The 16,179-nt window shown below is 66.5% G+C and carries 11 protein-coding genes; 7 read left to right on the top strand and 4 right to left on the bottom strand.

Annotated elements, in window-relative coordinates; all coding sequences use genetic code 11:
* Nucleotides 1–89 precede the first annotated feature (89 nt).
* The 5 genes from HMJ39_RS16170 (at nucleotide 90) to gdhA (ending at nucleotide 8,176) form a co-directional block, all read left to right on the top strand.
* The gene (locus tag HMJ39_RS16170) at nucleotides 90–1,724 is read left to right on the top strand and encodes a fatty acid--CoA ligase (protein ID WP_194298077.1); all 1,635 of its coding nucleotides are present in this window, start codon (nucleotides 90–92) and stop codon (nucleotides 1,722–1,724) included.
* 207 nt (nucleotides 1,725–1,931) lie between these two features.
* A complete protein-coding gene (locus HMJ39_RS16165; RefSeq protein WP_194298076.1) occupies nucleotides 1,932–3,020 on the top strand; it encodes an efflux RND transporter periplasmic adaptor subunit in 1,089 nt (362 codons plus the stop codon).
* Entirely contained in the window at nucleotides 3,020–6,124 is a 3,105-nt protein-coding gene (locus HMJ39_RS16160) for an efflux RND transporter permease subunit (RefSeq protein WP_194298075.1), read from the top strand. The genes HMJ39_RS16165 and HMJ39_RS16160 overlap by 1 nt, the downstream gene beginning before the upstream one ends.
* Nucleotides 6,114–6,764, top strand: a complete 651-nt coding sequence (locus HMJ39_RS16155; protein WP_194298074.1) for a M48 family metallopeptidase — start codon at nucleotides 6,114–6,116, stop codon at nucleotides 6,762–6,764. Before HMJ39_RS16160 ends, HMJ39_RS16155 begins: the two co-directional genes overlap by 11 nt.
* Before the next feature lie 77 nt (nucleotides 6,765–6,841).
* Nucleotides 6,842–8,176 carry an NADP-specific glutamate dehydrogenase gene (gene gdhA, locus HMJ39_RS16150; RefSeq protein WP_194298073.1) on the top strand — a complete coding sequence of 445 codons (1,335 nt, stop codon included), beginning with the start codon at nucleotides 6,842–6,844 and terminating at the stop codon, nucleotides 8,174–8,176.
* A gap of 63 nt (nucleotides 8,177–8,239) precedes the next feature.
* On the opposite strand, the gene cspE is transcribed toward gdhA, so the two are convergent.
* Both cspE and HMJ39_RS16140 read right to left on the bottom strand, forming a co-directional pair.
* Nucleotides 8,240–8,443, bottom strand: coding sequence for a transcription antiterminator/RNA stability regulator CspE (gene cspE / locus HMJ39_RS16145; protein WP_089033873.1), 204 nt, complete (start codon nucleotides 8,441–8,443; stop codon nucleotides 8,240–8,242).
* Nucleotides 8,444–8,648: 205 nt separating this feature from the next.
* Nucleotides 8,649–10,019: a WS/DGAT/MGAT family O-acyltransferase gene (locus HMJ39_RS16140; RefSeq protein ID WP_194298072.1), complete on the bottom strand. Its 1,371-nt coding sequence runs from the start codon at nucleotides 10,017–10,019 to the stop codon at nucleotides 8,649–8,651.
* Nucleotides 10,020–10,269: 250 nt separating this feature from the next.
* Here HMJ39_RS16140 and HMJ39_RS16135 point away from each other — a divergent pair, with 250 nt between their 5' ends.
* Together HMJ39_RS16135 and HMJ39_RS16130 are read left to right on the top strand one after the other, a co-directional pair.
* Nucleotides 10,270–12,678 (top strand): ExeM/NucH family extracellular endonuclease, encoded by a 2,409-nt coding sequence (locus HMJ39_RS16135; protein ID WP_194298071.1) that lies wholly within the window; start codon nucleotides 10,270–10,272, stop codon nucleotides 12,676–12,678.
* Nucleotides 12,679–12,734: 56 nt separating this feature from the next.
* Nucleotides 12,735–13,316 (top strand): HAD family hydrolase, encoded by a 582-nt coding sequence (locus tag HMJ39_RS16130; protein ID WP_194298070.1) that lies wholly within the window; start codon nucleotides 12,735–12,737, stop codon nucleotides 13,314–13,316.
* Nucleotides 13,317–13,322: 6 nt separating this feature from the next.
* Here HMJ39_RS16130 and HMJ39_RS16125 read toward each other — a convergent pair whose 3' ends face one another.
* Together HMJ39_RS16125 and HMJ39_RS16120 are read right to left on the bottom strand one after the other, a co-directional pair.
* Complete coding sequence (locus tag HMJ39_RS16125) at nucleotides 13,323–15,137, bottom strand: acyl-CoA dehydrogenase C-terminal domain-containing protein (RefSeq protein ID WP_194298069.1); 1,815 nt, start codon at nucleotides 15,135–15,137, stop codon at nucleotides 13,323–13,325.
* A 176-nt stretch (nucleotides 15,138–15,313) separates the two neighbouring features.
* On the bottom strand, nucleotides 15,314–16,126 hold the full coding sequence (locus HMJ39_RS16120; protein ID WP_194298068.1) for an SDR family NAD(P)-dependent oxidoreductase: 813 nt from the start codon (nucleotides 16,124–16,126) through the stop codon (nucleotides 15,314–15,316).
* Between the last annotated feature and the right edge of the window lie 53 nt (nucleotides 16,127–16,179).

Below are 16,179 nucleotides of genomic sequence, written 5' to 3'. Positions count from 1 at the left end.
CGGTCACGCCGCCGGGGTGACGCCGGCGGCGGCCTGTGCCAATCTTCCGACCCCTAATAATGACTAGATCTCGGTGATGGAGAGCAAGCATGAGCAAAGACCTGACCATTGATCGCACCCCCGAGGCGGTGGAATCGCCGTTGCTGATTCACGGCATCCTGGAATCCGGCGTGCGGTCCGCTCCGGATCAGGAAATCGTCTACGCCGATCAGCGCCGTCTGACCTACCGCGAACTGGAACAGCGCGTGCACCGCCTGGCCGGCGCGCTCGCCGCCCAGGGCGTCAAGCCCGGCGACACCGTGGCGGTCATGGACTGGGACACGCACCGCTACCTGGAAGCCTTCTTCGCCATTCCCATGATGGGCGCCGTGCTGCACACCGTGAACGTGCGGCTCAGCCCGGAGCAGATCCTCTACACCCTGAACCATGCCGAGGACGACGTGATCCTGGTGAACCGGGAATTCCTGCCGGTGCTGGAAGAACTGAAGGATCGCATCGAGACCGCCAAGACCTTCATCCTGCTCGACGACGAAGGCGGCAACCTGGACAGCAAGCTGGATCTCGCCGGCGAGTACGAAGCCCTGCTGCAGCAGGCGCCGGACCAATACGACTTCCCGCTGCTGGACGAGAACACCCGCGCCACCACCTTCTACACCACCGGCACCACCGGCCTGCCCAAGGGCGTGTATTTCTCCCACCGCCAACTGGTGCTGCACACCTTCGCCGGCCGCGCGGCGCTGTCCGGTTCCGGCCATGGCCGGTTCAACCAGGACGACGTCTACATGCCGATCACGCCCATGTTCCACGTGCACGCCTGGGGCGTGCCCTACGTGGCCACCCTGCTGGGCGTGAAGCAGGTGTACCCGGGCCGCTATGTGCCGGAAAGCCTGCTCAAGCTGCTGCTCACCGAGAAGGTCACCTTCTCCCACTGCGTGCCCACCATCATCCAGATGCTGCTGCAGTCGGAAGCGGCCAAGAGCATCGATCTGAGTGGCTGGAAGGTGATCATCGGCGGTTCCGCCCTGGCCAAGCCCCTGGCCAAGGCCGCCCTGGCCCGCGGCATCGACATCTATTCCGGCTACGGCATGAGCGAGACCTGCCCGCTGATCTCCGTGGCGCTGCTCACCCCGGAACTGGAAAACGCCGACGCGGAAACCCAGGCCGACTACCGCAGCCGCACCGGCCGCCCGGTGCCCATGGTGCAATGGCGCATCGTCGACACCGACATGAACGACGTGCCCCACGACGGCAAGAGCCAGGGCGAGCTGGTACTGCGTGCGCCCTGGCTGACCCAGGGCTACCTGAAGGACGAGGAAAACTCCAAGACCCTGTGGCACGGCGGCTGGATGCACACCGGTGACATCGGCGTGATCGACGGCGACGGCTGGCTGCGCATCACCGACCGCATCAAGGACGTGATCAAGACCGGCGGCGAGTGGGTCTCTTCCCTGGATCTGGAAGGCCTGATCCTGCAGCACGACGCCGTGGCCGAGTGCGCCGTGGTGGGTGTCGAGGATGCCAAATGGGGCGAGCGCCCGGTGGCCCTGGTGGTCAAGGGCGGCGAGGTGGACGAGCAGTCGATCAAGGACCTGGTGGGCGAGTACGCCGACAAGGGCGTGATCAGTCGCTACGGCGTCCCCGACCGGGTGGTGTTCGTGGACGAACTGCCGCGCACCTCCGTGGGCAAACTGGACAAGAAGAAAATGCGCGCCGAAATGGTGTGATCCCGCCCGGGGCCGGCCACCGCCGGCCCCGTTGCCTCCCCCCGCCGATCCAGAAATTCCGATCCTCTGGACGCCAAAGGGTGTACCCTTCGGGAACCGTCCGAAGACCGGCCGGTCAGCTTACTGTAACCCTCACACTCCGCGATCCCTCCGCCCGGGAATGGCCGCCTTTTCGGGGACGGGTGTGCCTGCAATCTGGAGAACACGATGTTGCGAGTCATCGCGAGCCTGGCCCTGGTGGTCGCCCTGGCCCTGGGGGTGTGGTGGTGGCGCCAGGACGCCGGCGACGCGGCCCCGGCCCAGCGCCCGCCCACCGTGGTCAACGTGGCCCCGGCCATTACCCGGCCGCTTACCCACCGCCTGGACGTGGTGGGCACCGCCCGGGCCAGCCGCGCGGTGACCCTGCTCACCGAAGTGGACGGTCGCGTCGAGGCGTTGCATTTCGAGGAAGGGCAGAGCGTGTCCGCCGGGGATCTGCTGGTGGCCCTGGACGACCGCCAGGCCCGCGCTGATCTGGGTCGGGCCCGGGCCGAGTACCAGCGCGCCCTGTCCGACTACCAGCGCGCCGCCCGGCTGGCCGGCAGCCGCTCCATCTCCGAGGCGGAAGTGGACACCCTGAAAACCACCCTGGAAGCGGCCAAGGCGGATCAGGCCGCGAGCATGGCGGCCCTGGACGACCATCGCATCCGCGCGCCGTTCGACGGGGTGGTGGGCCTGCGTCAAGTGGACCCGGGTGCCTATCTTCAGGTCGGCGACGCCATCGCCACCCTGGACAGTATTCTCACCCTGGACGTGCGCTTCCAGGTGCCGGAGCGTTACCTGGCCGACCTGCACGTTGGCCTGCCGGTGGATATCACCAGCGACGCCTACCCGGGCAAGACCTTCCACGGCCAGGTGGCGCTGCTCGATACCCGGGTGGACGCGGCCAGCCGCAGCCTGCCGGTGAAGGCGGTGCTCGACAATAGCGAGACGCTGCTGCGTCCGGGCCAGTTCCTGCAGGTGTCGGTGCTGCTGGAGGAACACCCGGCGGTGCTGGTGCCGGAACAGGCGGTGATCACCCAGGGCGCGCAAAGCTATGTGTTCACCGTCACCGATACCCAGCGTGCCGAACGCCGGCCGGTGAGCTTGGGGGGCCGCCGTGACGGCTGGGTGGAGATCACCGCGGGGCTGGCTGACCAGGAGGCGGTGATCGTGAACGGACACAGCCGTCTGGGCAGCGGCGCGCCGGTGAAGGTGGTCGAGGACCAGGGCGCTCTTCTGCCCGCGCAGCGGGCGCTGCTGGCGGAGCCGGCCTGATGATCCTGAGCGACGTCTCGGTCAAGCGGCCGGTCTTCGCCACCGTGATCAGCCTGCTGATCGTGGTGTTCGGCATCAGCGCTCTTTTGAAACTGCCGGTGCGTGAGTATCCGGACATCGACCCTCCGGAGGTCACCGTGGAGGTGACCTACGACGGCGCCGCCCCGGAGGTGATCGATACCCAGATCATCCAGGTGGTGGAGGGCGCCATCGCCGGGGTGGAAGGGGTGCACCGCATCGAATCCCGGTCACGGCTGGGTTCGGCGCGCACCTCCGTGGAATTCAACCTGGACCGAAATCTGGACATCGCCGCCAACGATGTTCGTGATGCCGTGGCCCGGGTGCTCAACCAGCTGCCCGAGGAAGCGGACGCGCCGGTGATCGCCAAGAGCGATTCCGACGCCCGGCCCATTATCTGGGTCACGCTCAGCAGCGACAGCCTGGCCCCCCAGGAACTCACCGACTTCGCCGAGCGCAACCTGGTGGACCGCTTCGCGGTGCTGGACGGCGTCTCCGAGGTGATGATCGGCGGTGAGCGTCGCTACGCCATGCGCGTCTGGCTGGACCGTCAGCGCATGGCCGCCAACGGCATTGCCGTGAACGACATCGCCGGCGCCCTGCGCGCCAACAACGTGGAGCTGCCCGCCGGCCGACTGGAATCCGACAGCCGCGGCTTCACGGTGCGCGCCGATAACCGGCTGGCCACGGTGGACGCCTTCCGCGAGCTGGTGCTGCGCCGCCAGGGCGACTACCTGCTGCGCCTGGGCGACGTGGCGCGGGTGGAGCTGGGGGTGGAAAACGACGACACCATGCTGCGCGCCAACGGCAAGCAGGCCATCGGGCTGGGCGTGATCCGCCAATCCAAGGCCAACACCGTGGCGGTGTCCGACCAGGTGCGCGCGGAAATTCAACGGCTGCGGGACAACCTGCCCGCCGACATCGGCCTGGACATCAACCACGACGAATCCCTGTTCATCCGCGCCTCGATCCGCGAGGTGCTGATCACGCTGGCCCTGTCCATGGCCCTGGTGGTGGCGGTGATCTTCGTGTTCCTGGGCAGCCTGCGCGCCACCCTGATCCCGGCGGTGACCATTCCGGTGTCGGTGATCGGCGCCTTCATCGGGCTGGGTGCCCTGGATTTCTCCATCAACGTGCTCACCCTGCTGGCGCTGATTCTGGCCATTGGCCTGGTGGTGGACGACGCCATCGTCATGCTGGAGAACATCCAGCGGCGCATCGACGAGGGCGAATCGCGGCTGATGGCCGCTTTTCTCGGCGCCCGCCAGGTGGCCTTCGCGGTGGTCGCCACCACCCTGACGCTGGTGGCGGTGTTCGTGCCAATTTCCTTCATGGGCGGTGACGTAGGCCGGCTGTTCGGCGAGTTCGGCTTTACCCTGGCGGCGGCGGTGATCATCTCCAGCCTGGTGGCGCTGAGCCTGGCGCCCATGCTGTGCTCCCGCTGGCTGTATCCCCACCGCAAGGACGACACCGAGAAGCACGGTCTGGAGCGGGCCCTGGGCCGGCTCAACGGCCTCTATGCCCGAGGGCTGGCCGCCACCCTGGGCCGGCCCTGGCCGGTGGTGGCGGTCTCGTTGCTGATCTGCCTGCTCGCCGGCCTCGCCTACAACGGCATTCCCCGGGAGCTGTCGCCCACCGAGGACCGGGGCGTGTTCATCGTGCCCGCCACCGCGCCCCAGGGCGCCACGCCGGAGTACACCGCCTGGCATCTGCGGCGGGTGGAATCGCTGCTGGCGCCGCTGCTGGAGGAGGGCGGCGAGGGCCAGCGCACCTTGTCCATCGTCGGTTTCCGCGGCCAACCGGAACGGGCCTTCATGATCGCCCGCCTGAAACCCTGGGAAGAGCGTGAGCGCAGCCAGCAGGACATCGTCGACGGCCTGCGCGGCCCTCTGAGCGAGGTGGCGGGCCTGCGCGCCTTCGCCATCAATCCGCCGGGGCTGGGGCAAAGCGGCTTCAATCAGGATCTGGAAGTGGTGATCGCGGGGCCGGACTACGCGTCGGTGAAACGCTGGAGCGAAACCATGATGGACGCCATGAGCGCCAATCCGAACCTGATCAGCATCGATACTGACTACGAGGAAACCCAGCCGCAGCTGGACGTGGTGCTGGACCGGGCCCGGGCGGCGGACTTCGGGCTCACCGCCGCCGACGTGGGCCAGACCCTGCAGGCCATGTTCGCCACCCTGCAGGCCTCCACCTACGTGGACCGGGGCCGGGAGTACGACGTGCTGCTGGAAGCCGCCGACGCCGATGCCCGCGCCCCGGAGGACGTCAATCCGATCTACCTGCGCACCGAGGGCGGTGCCTTGGTGCCGCTGGCCAGCGTGGTGGACCTGAACACCGTGGGGGCGGCGCCGGAGCTGCGCCGCGTGGACCGGCTGCCTGCCATTACCCTGTCCGCCAACCTGGGCCCCGGCTATGACCTGGGCAGCGCCATTGATTTCATCGAAACCACCGTGGACGATATTCTGCCCCTGGAAGCGCGGCTCGGTTACAAAGGCACCGCCGAGGAATTCACCGAGGCGTCCTCGGCGATCCTGGTGACCTTCGCCCTGGCCCTGGTGATCGTGTTCCTGGTGCTGGCGGCCCAGTTCGAAAGCTGGATCCATCCGTTGATCATCCTGCTCACCGTGCCACTGGCCATCGCCGGCGCGTTGCTGGCGCTGTGGGTCACTGGCAACAGCCTCAACATCTACAGTCAGATTGGCATGATCATGCTGCTCGGTCTGATGGCGAAGAACGGCATTCTGATCGTGGAGTTCGCCAACCAGCTCCGCGACCAGGGCCTGGCTGTGCGCGAGGCCGTTTACCAGGGGGCCATCATCCGTTTCCGGCCGGTGCTGATGACCGGTGTGTCCACCATCTTCGGCGCCATCCCGCTGGTGTTCGCCAGCGGCGCCGGCGCCGAAAGCCGGCTCACCATCGGCGTGGTGATCCTCGGCGGGCTGTTGTTCGCCACCGTGCTCACCCTGTTCATCATCCCGGTGCTGTACGTGTGGCTGGCGCCCCACGCCAAGGCCGCCGACGCCGTTAAACGACAACTGGAGCAGGAAATGAAGGGGGACGAGGCGTCCCATGGAGTATGAACTGGTGCGCTCCCGCCGGCGCAGTCTGGAAGTGCGGGTGTTCCCCGACGGTCGCGTGCAGGTCCGTGCCCCCCAGCGTCTGGCTCTGCGTCATGTGCGGGCGTTCGTCGATGAGCGCCGTGGCTGGATCGAGAAGCAGCAACGGGACATGGCGGAGCGGCCCCGGCAACGCTGGCGCCATGGCGACCGCTGCGCGCATCTGGGTGAACCCCTGACCCTGGAACTGGCCGCCGGCGGACGACGGAAGGTGGCGCGGCGGGCGGACCGTCTGCGCGTCACGGTGCCCGAGCCGGATGACGAGCGGCAGGTCAGCGACGCCGTTCATGAATGGTGGCGCGCCGAGGCCCGGGCTCTGTTCCAGGCGCGCATCGAGCAGCTGTTTCCCTGGTTCGCCGCTCGCGGCCACCGCTTTCCGGTGCTGCGGGTGAAGAAGATGCGCACCCGCTGGGGCTCCTTGTCCCAGCGAGGCTACATCAACCTCAATCTACTGCTGATGCAGTATCCGACGGCGGTGATCGACTATGTGGTGATGCACGAGCTTTGTCACCTTGAGCACATGAACCACGGTCCGGATTTCCACGCCCTGATGGACCGGCGCATGCCCGACTGGCGCCATCGCAGAACCCTTCTGGAGGGCTGAGCCTGCACGGCCGGTTTTTACTTTTTTTGAAGCGTCCCTGACTTGCCCTTGATGGCGACTCCGTTTTCATGGACGCCATGGATACTCAAGCGATACTGGAACGCATCAAGCAAAGAGACCCGCACCACGAACATTTCCATCAGGCGGCGCGCGGTCTGCTGGACAGCGTGGCCGGCCCGCTGGCGGAACAAGGCTCGGCATTCGACGACGATGCCCTGATGACCCGTCTGCTGGAGCCGGAGCGGGTCATGATCTTCCGCGTGCCCTGGGTGGACGACCAGGGACACACCCGGGTGAACCGGGGCTTCCGCGTGCAGATGAACGGCGCCCTCGGACCCTACAAGGGCGGTCTGCGGTTCCACCCCTCCGTGAACCTGGACGTCTTGTCCTTCCTGGCCTTGGAACAGACCTTCAAGAACGCGCTCACCGGCCTGCCGCTGGGCGCCGGCAAGGGCGGCGCCGACTTCGATCCCAAGGGGCGCGGCGACGCGGAGATCATGCGTTTCTGCCAGGCCTTCATGACCGAGTTCCACCATCACATGGGCGAGGACACCGACGTGCCCGCCGGCGACATGGGCGTGGGGCCCCGGGAGGTGGGCTATCTGTTCGGCATGTACCGCAAGCTCAGCCGCACCCATACCGGCGCCTTCACCGGCAAGCAGCCCGCCTTCGGCGGCTCCCTGTTGCGGGTGGAAGCCACCGGTTACGGGCTGATCTATTTTCTCGGCAACATGCTGGCGCAGGGCGGCGACCGTCTGGACGGCAAGACCGTGGCGATCTCCGGCGCCGGCAACGTGGCCCGGCACGCCTTGGAAAAGGCCCTGGAGCAGGGCGCCCGGGTGATCAGCCTGTCGGATTCCCAGGGCACCGTGGAAGTGCCGGAGGGTTTCACCGAGACGATGCTCAAGGCGGTGGCGGAGATCAAGACCGTCGGTGGCCGCGTGGCGGACCTGGCGGAGCGCTTCGACGGCGTGTGCTACCACGAGGGTCAACGGCCCTGGGGGCTTCGTTGCGACATCGCCTTGCCCTGCGCCACCCAGAACGAGCTGGATGAGGATGACGCCGGCCAACTGTTGGACAACGGCTGCGCCTGGGTGGCCGAAGGGGCCAACATGCCGTGCACCGCCGGCGCCGTGAAACGGCTGCGCGAAGGCGGCGTGGTGTTCGGCCCGGGCAAGGCCGCCAACGCCGGCGGCGTGGCCGTCAGCGGTCTGGAAATGGGCCAGAACAGCCGCCGGGAATTCTGGTCCGAGGAGGAAGTGGACGAGCGGCTTCGGGCGATCATGGCGCGCATTCACCGGTGTTGCGTGGCGCACGGCGGCAACGGCGGGCGGCCGGACTATCTGGTGGGCGCCGACCTGGCAGGCTACCTGAGGGTGGCGGACGCCATGGCCGGGCAGGGTATTCTGTGAACGCCGGGCCGGGAAATGAAAAGCCCCGCGCGAGGCGGGGCTTTTCCCAGCAAGGGCTGGCCCTTACTCAGCGACGACGTTCGCAGCCTGCGGACCTTTCGGACCTTGCTGGATGTCGAAGCTTACCTTCTGACCTTCGGCCAGCGTCCGGAAGCCGGAGCCGTTGATTGCGCTGAAGTGAACGAAAACGTCCGCGCCACCGTCATCCTGGGAGATGAAACCAAAACCCTTGGACTCGTTGAACCATTTAACGGTACCAGTAGCCATGTGAATCTATACCTCAAAACTTTTCATAGGGTGGTGCATGCAAACCAGGAGGGGGGTGTTCGGAGACTTCTTGAGCTTCACGCGGAGGAAGGCAACTACCAAAACCAGCCACTGCCACAATCTGCAGCAATTCGACTTTACTACCCTTTTTCGTACCGCACCAACTATTTTTTTGTAACCCGTCCGTGACCGCTGAAACCGCCGCCTAGCGCAGGCCGGCGGCGATCTCCAGGTCATCAATGGACTGTTCCAGGTAGTCGAGAAGCCGCTGCATGGAAGGCAGGGTTCGCCGGCAGGCGATCAGCCCGAATTCGATCTGATCCCGGTAACTGGTCAGGGTCATGTTCAGGGCGATGCGGTCCAGCACCACCGATACCGGATACTGGCCCTGCAGCTGGGCGCCGTTCCAATACAGCGGTTCCTTGGGCCCGGGCACGTTGGAAATGATCACGTTGAAGGCGCGCCATTTGGGCGCCAGGCCGGTGAGCAGATTGAGGCCGGTGGGGGCCATGCTCAGGGCGGTGAAGTTGAGAATTTCCTCCGGGCTCATTTGCGCGAAACGCTGCTTGGCCTCCCTCACCGAGGCTTGCACCACCCGCAGCCGGTTGGCCGGGTCGCAAATGTGCGTGCCCAGATTCGCCAGGATCATGGCGATCTGGTTGCCGCCGGCGCTGTCGTCCTTGCGCAGGGACATGGGCACCATGGCGATCAGCGGCGCATTGGGCAGGGCGTTCTGGCTGATCAGGTATTCGCGCAGGGCATGGCCGCACATGCTCAGCACCACGTCGTTGAGGGTGCAGTTGAAGGCGGCGGCCAGTTTCTTCAGCCGTGGCAGGGAATAGCTCTGCGCCGCGAAACGCCGGGAGCCGGTGATGCACTGATTGAGGATCGTGTCCGGGGCCTGGAAGATGGACACGAAGTCCGGGTCGTCCTTGGCTTTCTGGGTGACCCGGTAGATTTCCCGGGCCAGGGCCGGCACCGTGGCGATCTGGCGGCTGGCGCCGGCGGTCAGCCGGGCCAGGCTGCTCACCGCGTCCACCGGGCTGCTGAGGCCGCGCCCGCGCTTCTTGGGCTTGTAGGCCCACACCGGCGGCAGGTCCCGCTCTTGCGGATCCGGCGACAGGGCTCGCATGCCCATGCGCATGGCCGAGATGCCGTCGACCATGGAATGGTGCACCTTGGTGTAGAGTGCGAACTGACGGCCGCGAATGCCCTCGATCAGGTGTGCTTCCCAAAGAGGACGTTCCCGGTCGAGAAGATTGGAGTGTTCCGCCGACACCAGTGATAGCAGCTCACGAATGCGGCCGGGCTTGGGCAGCGCCTCATGGCGGAAATGGTGATCGATGTCGAACTGGCGATCCTCGTCCCAGTGCCACTGGCCCATGCGGCGTCGCAGACGCTGGTTGAACGGCGGTTCCGGGTGACAGTAATCGCGAATCGAGCTGGCCAGCTCGCTGACGTATTTCGGGCCGGCGCCCTCGGGAAACGAAAAAAGCTGCAGGCCGGCCACGTGCATGGGCTGCTGGCGTTTTTCCAGATACAGGAACAACTGATCCACCGGACTCAGAGTCTTCATGCCATCCTCATTTGTTATCGCCGTCCCGCTCGGGAACAGGACGCGCTATCTCCTTGGCGTTCCAGGACATCTTAGCAGAGCGGTCCCGGTCCTGACTGTGCTTTCCGGTAACCGTGCCCCGGCCCGGGAGCCGGCCGGAATGTGCACCGGTTCGCGTTGTGAACTCTTGCAAAAAGGCTGCCATCCCGATGCAACGGTTCGGTCACGGGGCCTTGCCACGGTGCTTCGATCACCGTTTACGGAGAGGGTCATGCGAATCACCATCATGGCGCTGGCGGGGCTGGGTCTGGCCAGCGCCGCCCAGGCCAATATTCTGATCAGCGAGTACGTCGAAGGCGGCGGCTATAACAAGGCCATCGAACTGCACAACGCTGGCGAGGTCAGTGAAAGCCTCGATGGCTACACCCTGGCGCTGTACAGCAACGGCGGCACCGAGCCGGGCGCCACCCTGGCCCTGGACGGCCGGGAGCTGGCCGCCGGCGAGGTTCTGGTGATCGCCTCCAACCAGGCCGGGGGCGAGCTCGCCGGCCTGGCGGACCTGAGCAGCGCCGCCATCAATCACAACGGCGACGACGCCTATGTGCTGCGCGACGCCAACGGCGTGGTGGACAGCTTCGGCCGGGTTGGCGAGGACCCGGGCGACGCCTGGACCGGCGGCGGGTTGAGCACCCGGGACCGGACCCTGCGTCGCAAGGACAACATCAACGCCGGTGATACCGTGATCGACGACGCCTTTGATCCGTCGGCGCAGTGGCAGGGCTACACGGTGGACACCCTGGACGGACTCGGCGCCCCTGGCGCTGGCAGCGTGGAGGGTGGTGGCGAGCCGGTTCCCCTGGGCGCCTGCGGCGAGCCGGTGACCCGCGTCGCCGCCATTCAGGGCGACGGCGACGCCTCGCCGCTGACCGGCGAGGGGCACGTGATCGAGGCGGTGGTCACCGCTGTGTACCCGGCCTTCGACGGCTTCTATGTGATGGAAACCGAGGCCCACCGGGACAACGATCCGGCCACCTCCGAAGGGCTGTTCGTCTATCAGCCGGAGGCGGACGTGAGCGCCGGTGACCGGGTGCGGGTGAGCGGGACCGTCGACGAGTACTACGGCCTCACCCAGATCAGCGCCGACGATCGGGCCGTCTGCGAGCAGGGCCTCACCGTGTCGCCGGTGGCGCTGACCCTGCCGTTCGACGACCCGGCCGACCGGGAGGCCCTGGAAGGCATGCTGGTGTCCGTGGAGCAGCCGCTCACCGTGAGCGACAACTACGAGCTGGCCCGCTACGGCAGCATGACCCTGAGCAACGGCCGCCTGTTTAATCCCACCAACGTCGCCGAACCCGGCGCGGCGGCCCGGGCGGTGAAGGACGCCAACGAACACAATCAGGTGCTGCTGGACGATGCTTCCAACGAGCAGAACCCGGCCACCGTGATCTACCCGGCCGGCGGTCTGGCGGCGGACAACACGGTGCGCGCCGGCTACCGCACCCGGCCGTTCCAGGCGGTGTTCACCTACGGCTTCGAAGAGTGGCGTCTGCAGCCGGTGGGCGAAGTGGCGTTCGACATCGCCGCCAACCCCCGCGCTCCGGCCCCGTCCCGCGCAGCCGGCAGCGACCTGCGAGTGGCCGCCTTCAACGTGCTCAACTACTTCAACGGCGACGGCCAGGGTGGCGGGTTTCCCACCGAGCGCGGTGCTCGGGACGCCGAGGAACTGACCCGGCAGCAGACCAAGCTGGTGGCCGCGCTTAAGGACATCGACGCCGACGTGGTGGGGCTCATGGAGGTGGAGAACGACGGCTACGGCCCGGATTCCGCCCTGGCGCGACTTACCGCCGCTCTGGGGCCGGCCTGGCGCTACGTGGACCCGGGACAGGACCGTCTGGGCGACGACGCCATCGCCGTGGGCCTGATTTACCGGGGCGACGCGGTGGCCGAGGCCGGCACCGCCGCCACCACCGCCGCCGGCGCCTTCGGCAACGACACCAACCGCCAGCCCCTGGCGCAGACCTTCCGCCCGCTCAACGGTGGCGAGGCGGTCACCGTGGTGGTCAACCACTTCAAGTCCAAGGGCAGCTGCCCGGACGACGGCGCGAACGCCGAGCAGGGCGACCTGCAAGGCTGCTGGAACGCGGAGCGGGTGGCCGCCGCCGAGCAATTATTGAGCTGGCTGGAGAGCGATCCCACCGGCGCCGACGAAGGCAACCGGCTGATCACCGGGGATCTGAACAGCTACGCCATGGAAGACCCGATCACCACCCTGCGCGACGCCGGTCTGGTGGATCTGATCCAGCGCTTCCAGGGCGAGAACGCCTACAGCTACACCTACATGGGCGAGGCCGGCTATCTGGACCACGCGCTGGCCTCCGAAGCACTCAATGGCAAGGTGCTGGCCGCCCACGAATGGCACGCCAACGCCGACGAGCCGGTGGCGTTCTCCTACGGCCTGCCGGATTATCAGAGTGATGACCAGCACAGGCTCTATTACGCCGCTGACGCCTGGCGTGCCTCCGACCACGATCCGGTGATCGTGGATCTGGCCCTGTCCGGCGACGCCGGTGGCGAGCCGGACCCGGGGGATGACACCGGTGACGGTGACGACAGCGACGGCGGCGGCCTGGGCTATGGCCTGCTGCTGATGCTGGCGGGTCTGCTGCGCCGTCGTCACTGACCGTTGCGCGGCGGCGCGGTACCCTTGGGCGCCGTTTGATCGTCAAGGAGACGCCCATGCCGCCGCGCCGCTTCCAGGCCCTGCTGTTCGACCTCGATGGCACCCTGGTGGACACCCGCCTGGATTTCGCCGCCCTGCGCCGGGAGCTGGGCTTCCCGGACGGCATCGGTCTGCTGGAGCACCTGGAGACCCTGCCGGCGGCGGACGTCCACCGGGCCCGGGCGGTGATCGACCGCCACGAAATGGCCGGCGCCTCGGCGGCCACCTGGATCGACGGCGCCCAGGCGCTGCTGGCGGATCTCCACCGGCGCGGCGTGCCCACCGCCATTCTCACCCGCAACAGCCGTGCCGCCGTGGCGCGCACCGATCAGGTGCTGGGGCTGCCGGTGGACCTGATCCTGACCCGGGAAGACTGCCCGCCCAAACCGGACCCGGGCGGCCTGCTTCGCATCGCCGATACGCTGCGGCTGACGCCGGCACGCTGCCTGTACGTGGGGGATTTCGTCTACGATCTGCGGGCCGCGCGGAACGCGGGCATGGCGGCGGGGTTGCTGCTCAACGGAAAAAACGGGCATTTCGCCGATCAGGCCGACCGTGTGGTCGGCCATCTCGGCGAACTGCTGGACTGGCTGGAATAGCCGGGTTTACTCGTAGTCGAACGAGAAGTGTTCCGGCGCCAGCTGCATGGTGCTCTTGGTGGGTTTGAGGGCGCCCTCGGCATGGCCCTTGGCGGTGGGCAGCATGCGCTCGAAGAAGAAGTCCGCGGTGGCCAGCTTGGCCTGGTAGAACTCCTTGGGCTCGTTGCCGCCGTTTTCCAGTTTGTCCCGGGCCACCTTGGCCTGCAGCGCCCAGAAGTACGCCATCATGGCGTAGCCGGAATACATCAGGAAATCGTGGCTGGCGGTGCTCACCATGTCGCGGTCCTTGGCCGCCACCAGCATGATGCGGGTGGTCAGGTAGTTCCATTCCGCGGCGATCTTGAGCAGCTTCCAGGCGTAGGGGCGCAGGTCGCTGTCGGTGAGGTACTTGCGGCCGAAGTCGAGCAGCTTTTTGGAGAAGTCGCGCACGCACTTGCCACGGCTGGACAACAGCACCTTACGGCCCAACAGGTCGAGGGCCTGAATGCCGGTGGTGCCTTCATAGAGCGTGGCGATCCGCGCGTCGCGCACGATCTGCTCCATGCCGTGTTCCTTGATGTAGCCGTGGCCGCCGAAGATTTGCATGGCGTCGTTGGCCACTTCCAGGCCTTTTTCGGTGAGGAAGCCTTTCAGAATCGGCGTCAGGAAGCCCAGGTCGCTGTCCCAGCGATCGTACTTTTCCTGATCGTCTTCCAGCATCCCGGAAATCATGTTGTCCGCGTACTGGGCGGCGAAATAGATCATCGCCCGGCCACCTTCGGCGATCGCCTTTTGCTTGAGCAGCATGCGGCGTACGTCACCGTGGTGGATCAGGGCGTCGGCCACCGCGTCCGGGTCCTTCTTGCCGGACAGGGCACGCATGGAACGGCGCTCCTTGGCGTAGGGCAGCGAGCCCTGATAGGCCAGCTCGGCGTGGGCGATGCCCTGACAGGCGGTGCCGATGCGCGCTGAGTTCATGAAGGTGAACATGCACTCCAGGCCCTGGTTGGCGGGGCCGATCAGAAAGCCGGTGGCTTCGTCGAAGTTCATCACGCAGGTGGCCGAGGCCTTGATGCCCATTTTCTTTTCCAGGGAACCACAGACCACGCCGTTGTCCTCGCCGATCTTGCCGGGCAGGTACTTGGGCACGATGAACAGGGAAATGCCCTTGGTGCCCTTGGGTGCGTCCGGCAGGCGGGCCAGCACGATGTGCACGATGTTCTCGGTGAGATCGTGGTCGCCGGAGGAGATGAAGATCTTGGTGCCGGTGATCTTGTAGGAACCGTCGTCCTGGGGCTCGGCCTTGGTTTTCACCTGGCCCAGGTCGGTGCCGCACTGGGGTTCGGTGAGGCACATGGTGCCGCCCCAGGTGCCCTCGGTGAGCTTGGTCAGATAGGTCTGCTTCTGCTCGTCGTCGCCGTGCAGCTGGATGGTGTTCATGGCGCCCAGGGACAGGCCCGGGTACATGGCGAAGGACCAGTTGGCGGCGCCCATCATTTCCTGTTTGAACAGATTCAGGGACATGGGCAGGCCCTGGCCACCGAATTCCGTCGGGTGGGAAAGGCCCTGCCAGCCACCGGCCACGTATTCGTCGTAGGCTTCCTTGTAGCCCTTTGGCGTGGTGACCTGGCCGTCTTCCAGCTTGCAGCCTTCCTCGTCGCCGCTCTGATACAACGGCGCGATGGTGTTTTCACACAGCTTGGCCATCTCGCCGAGGATCGCCTCCACCATGTCCGGGGTGGCGTCCTCGCCGTTGGGCAGGGTCTTGTAGTGGCGCTCGTAGTCGAACACCTCGTTGATCAGGAAGCGCATGTCGCGCAGGGGGGCCTTATAGGTCGGCATAATACACTCTCGTTCCGCGATTCCGGACGCGGGCGCCCGGCCCGCATTGACAATGCCGAGCATATTAGCGAACGAGCGTTGACTGACATTGACGGCGAAGCGGAGGCCGCCGGCTTTACGGTGAATCAGCGTTTTTTGGAATTACGAGAACGGGTGTGCACAAAAAACGGGCGACCTCAGTCGCCCTTGCCCTTCCAGCCGTACATGGAGGTGGATACGCCGGTGCGTCTCGCCACCTGGTCCCAGACCCGCCGGGGCAGAATGCCCTTGAGCAGCTCCACGGAACGGGCCATGGGCGGCTCGATCACGAACGCCTCGCCCTTGGCCACGCCGCGCAGAATACTGTCCGCCACGCCGCTGGGGGTGAGCATGGGTGAGAACAGCGGCGTCTTCACGCCCTTGAACATGCCCGTGGAAATGTAGCTGGGGCACACCGTGGTGACCTTCAGCCTGTGCTGGTCGCGCTCGGCCAGCTCCAGACGCAGGGATTCGGAGAAGCCCACCACTGCCCACTTGCTGGCGGCGTAGGTGCTGCCGTAGGGCAGGCCGATGAACGCCGAGGCGCTGGCGATGTTCACCAGGTGGGCGCGGTCGGCGGCCAGCAGGTCGTCCATGAAGGCGTGGGTGCAGGCCATCAGCCCCTCGGCGTTGACCTTGAAGGTGTCCAGATGGTTTTGCAGCGGCACCTGCTCGAATTCGCCGCCGTGCACCACCCCGGCGTTGTTCACCAGAATGCTCACCGGCCCGCGCTCCTCGTGGAGCTGGTCGCGGAATTTGGCGATCGAGGCGATCTTGCTCACATCCAGGGTGTAGGCGTGGGCGTTGCCGCCGGCGTTGGTGATGTGGTCCACCACCTCGCGGGCGGCGGCGATGCGCCGCGCGGTAACGATCACCTCGGCGCCCCGGGCGGCGAACTTCTCGGCCATCATCCGGCCGATGCCCGCGCCGGCGCCGGTGATCAGAACACGGTGGTTGTCGAAACGGGCCATATTCGCTTCCTGCGGTTTGCAATGAACCCCCAGCATACAGGTCCGCGGGCCCG

The sequence above is a fragment of the Alloalcanivorax profundimaris genome (genome assembly GCF_015265435.1).
Lineage (GTDB): Bacteria > Pseudomonadota > Gammaproteobacteria > Pseudomonadales > Alcanivoracaceae > Alloalcanivorax > Alloalcanivorax profundimaris.
This window is presented reverse-complemented; position numbering and strand designations above follow the sequence as displayed.

What these genes read in the sequence shown, in the direction of transcription:
- HMJ39_RS16135 (WP_194298071.1), top strand. Translation starts at nt 10,270, where the DNA reads ATGCGAATCACCATCATGGCGCTGGCGGGGCTGGGTCTGGCCAGCGCC.
- HMJ39_RS16160 (WP_194298075.1), top strand. Translation starts at nt 3,020, where the DNA reads ATGATCCTGAGCGACGTCTCGGTCAAGCGGCCGGTCTTCGCCACCGTG.
- HMJ39_RS16170 (WP_194298077.1), top strand. Translation starts at nt 90, where the DNA reads ATGAGCAAAGACCTGACCATTGATCGCACCCCCGAGGCGGTGGAATCG.
- HMJ39_RS16125 (WP_194298069.1), bottom strand. Translation starts at nt 15,137, where the DNA reads ATGCCGACCTATAAGGCCCCCCTGCGCGACATGCGCTTCCTGATCAAC.
- gdhA (WP_194298073.1), top strand. Translation starts at nt 6,842, where the DNA reads ATGGATACTCAAGCGATACTGGAACGCATCAAGCAAAGAGACCCGCAC.
- HMJ39_RS16120 (WP_194298068.1), bottom strand. Translation starts at nt 16,126, where the DNA reads ATGGCCCGTTTCGACAACCACCGTGTTCTGATCACCGGCGCCGGCGCG.
- HMJ39_RS16155 (WP_194298074.1), top strand. Translation starts at nt 6,114, where the DNA reads ATGGAGTATGAACTGGTGCGCTCCCGCCGGCGCAGTCTGGAAGTGCGG.
- cspE (WP_089033873.1), bottom strand. Translation starts at nt 8,443, where the DNA reads ATGGCTACTGGTACCGTTAAATGGTTCAACGAGTCCAAGGGTTTTGGT.
- HMJ39_RS16130 (WP_194298070.1), top strand. Translation starts at nt 12,735, where the DNA reads ATGCCGCCGCGCCGCTTCCAGGCCCTGCTGTTCGACCTCGATGGCACC.
- HMJ39_RS16140 (WP_194298072.1), bottom strand. Translation starts at nt 10,019, where the DNA reads ATGAAGACTCTGAGTCCGGTGGATCAGTTGTTCCTGTATCTGGAAAAA.
- HMJ39_RS16165 (WP_194298076.1), top strand. Translation starts at nt 1,932, where the DNA reads ATGTTGCGAGTCATCGCGAGCCTGGCCCTGGTGGTCGCCCTGGCCCTG.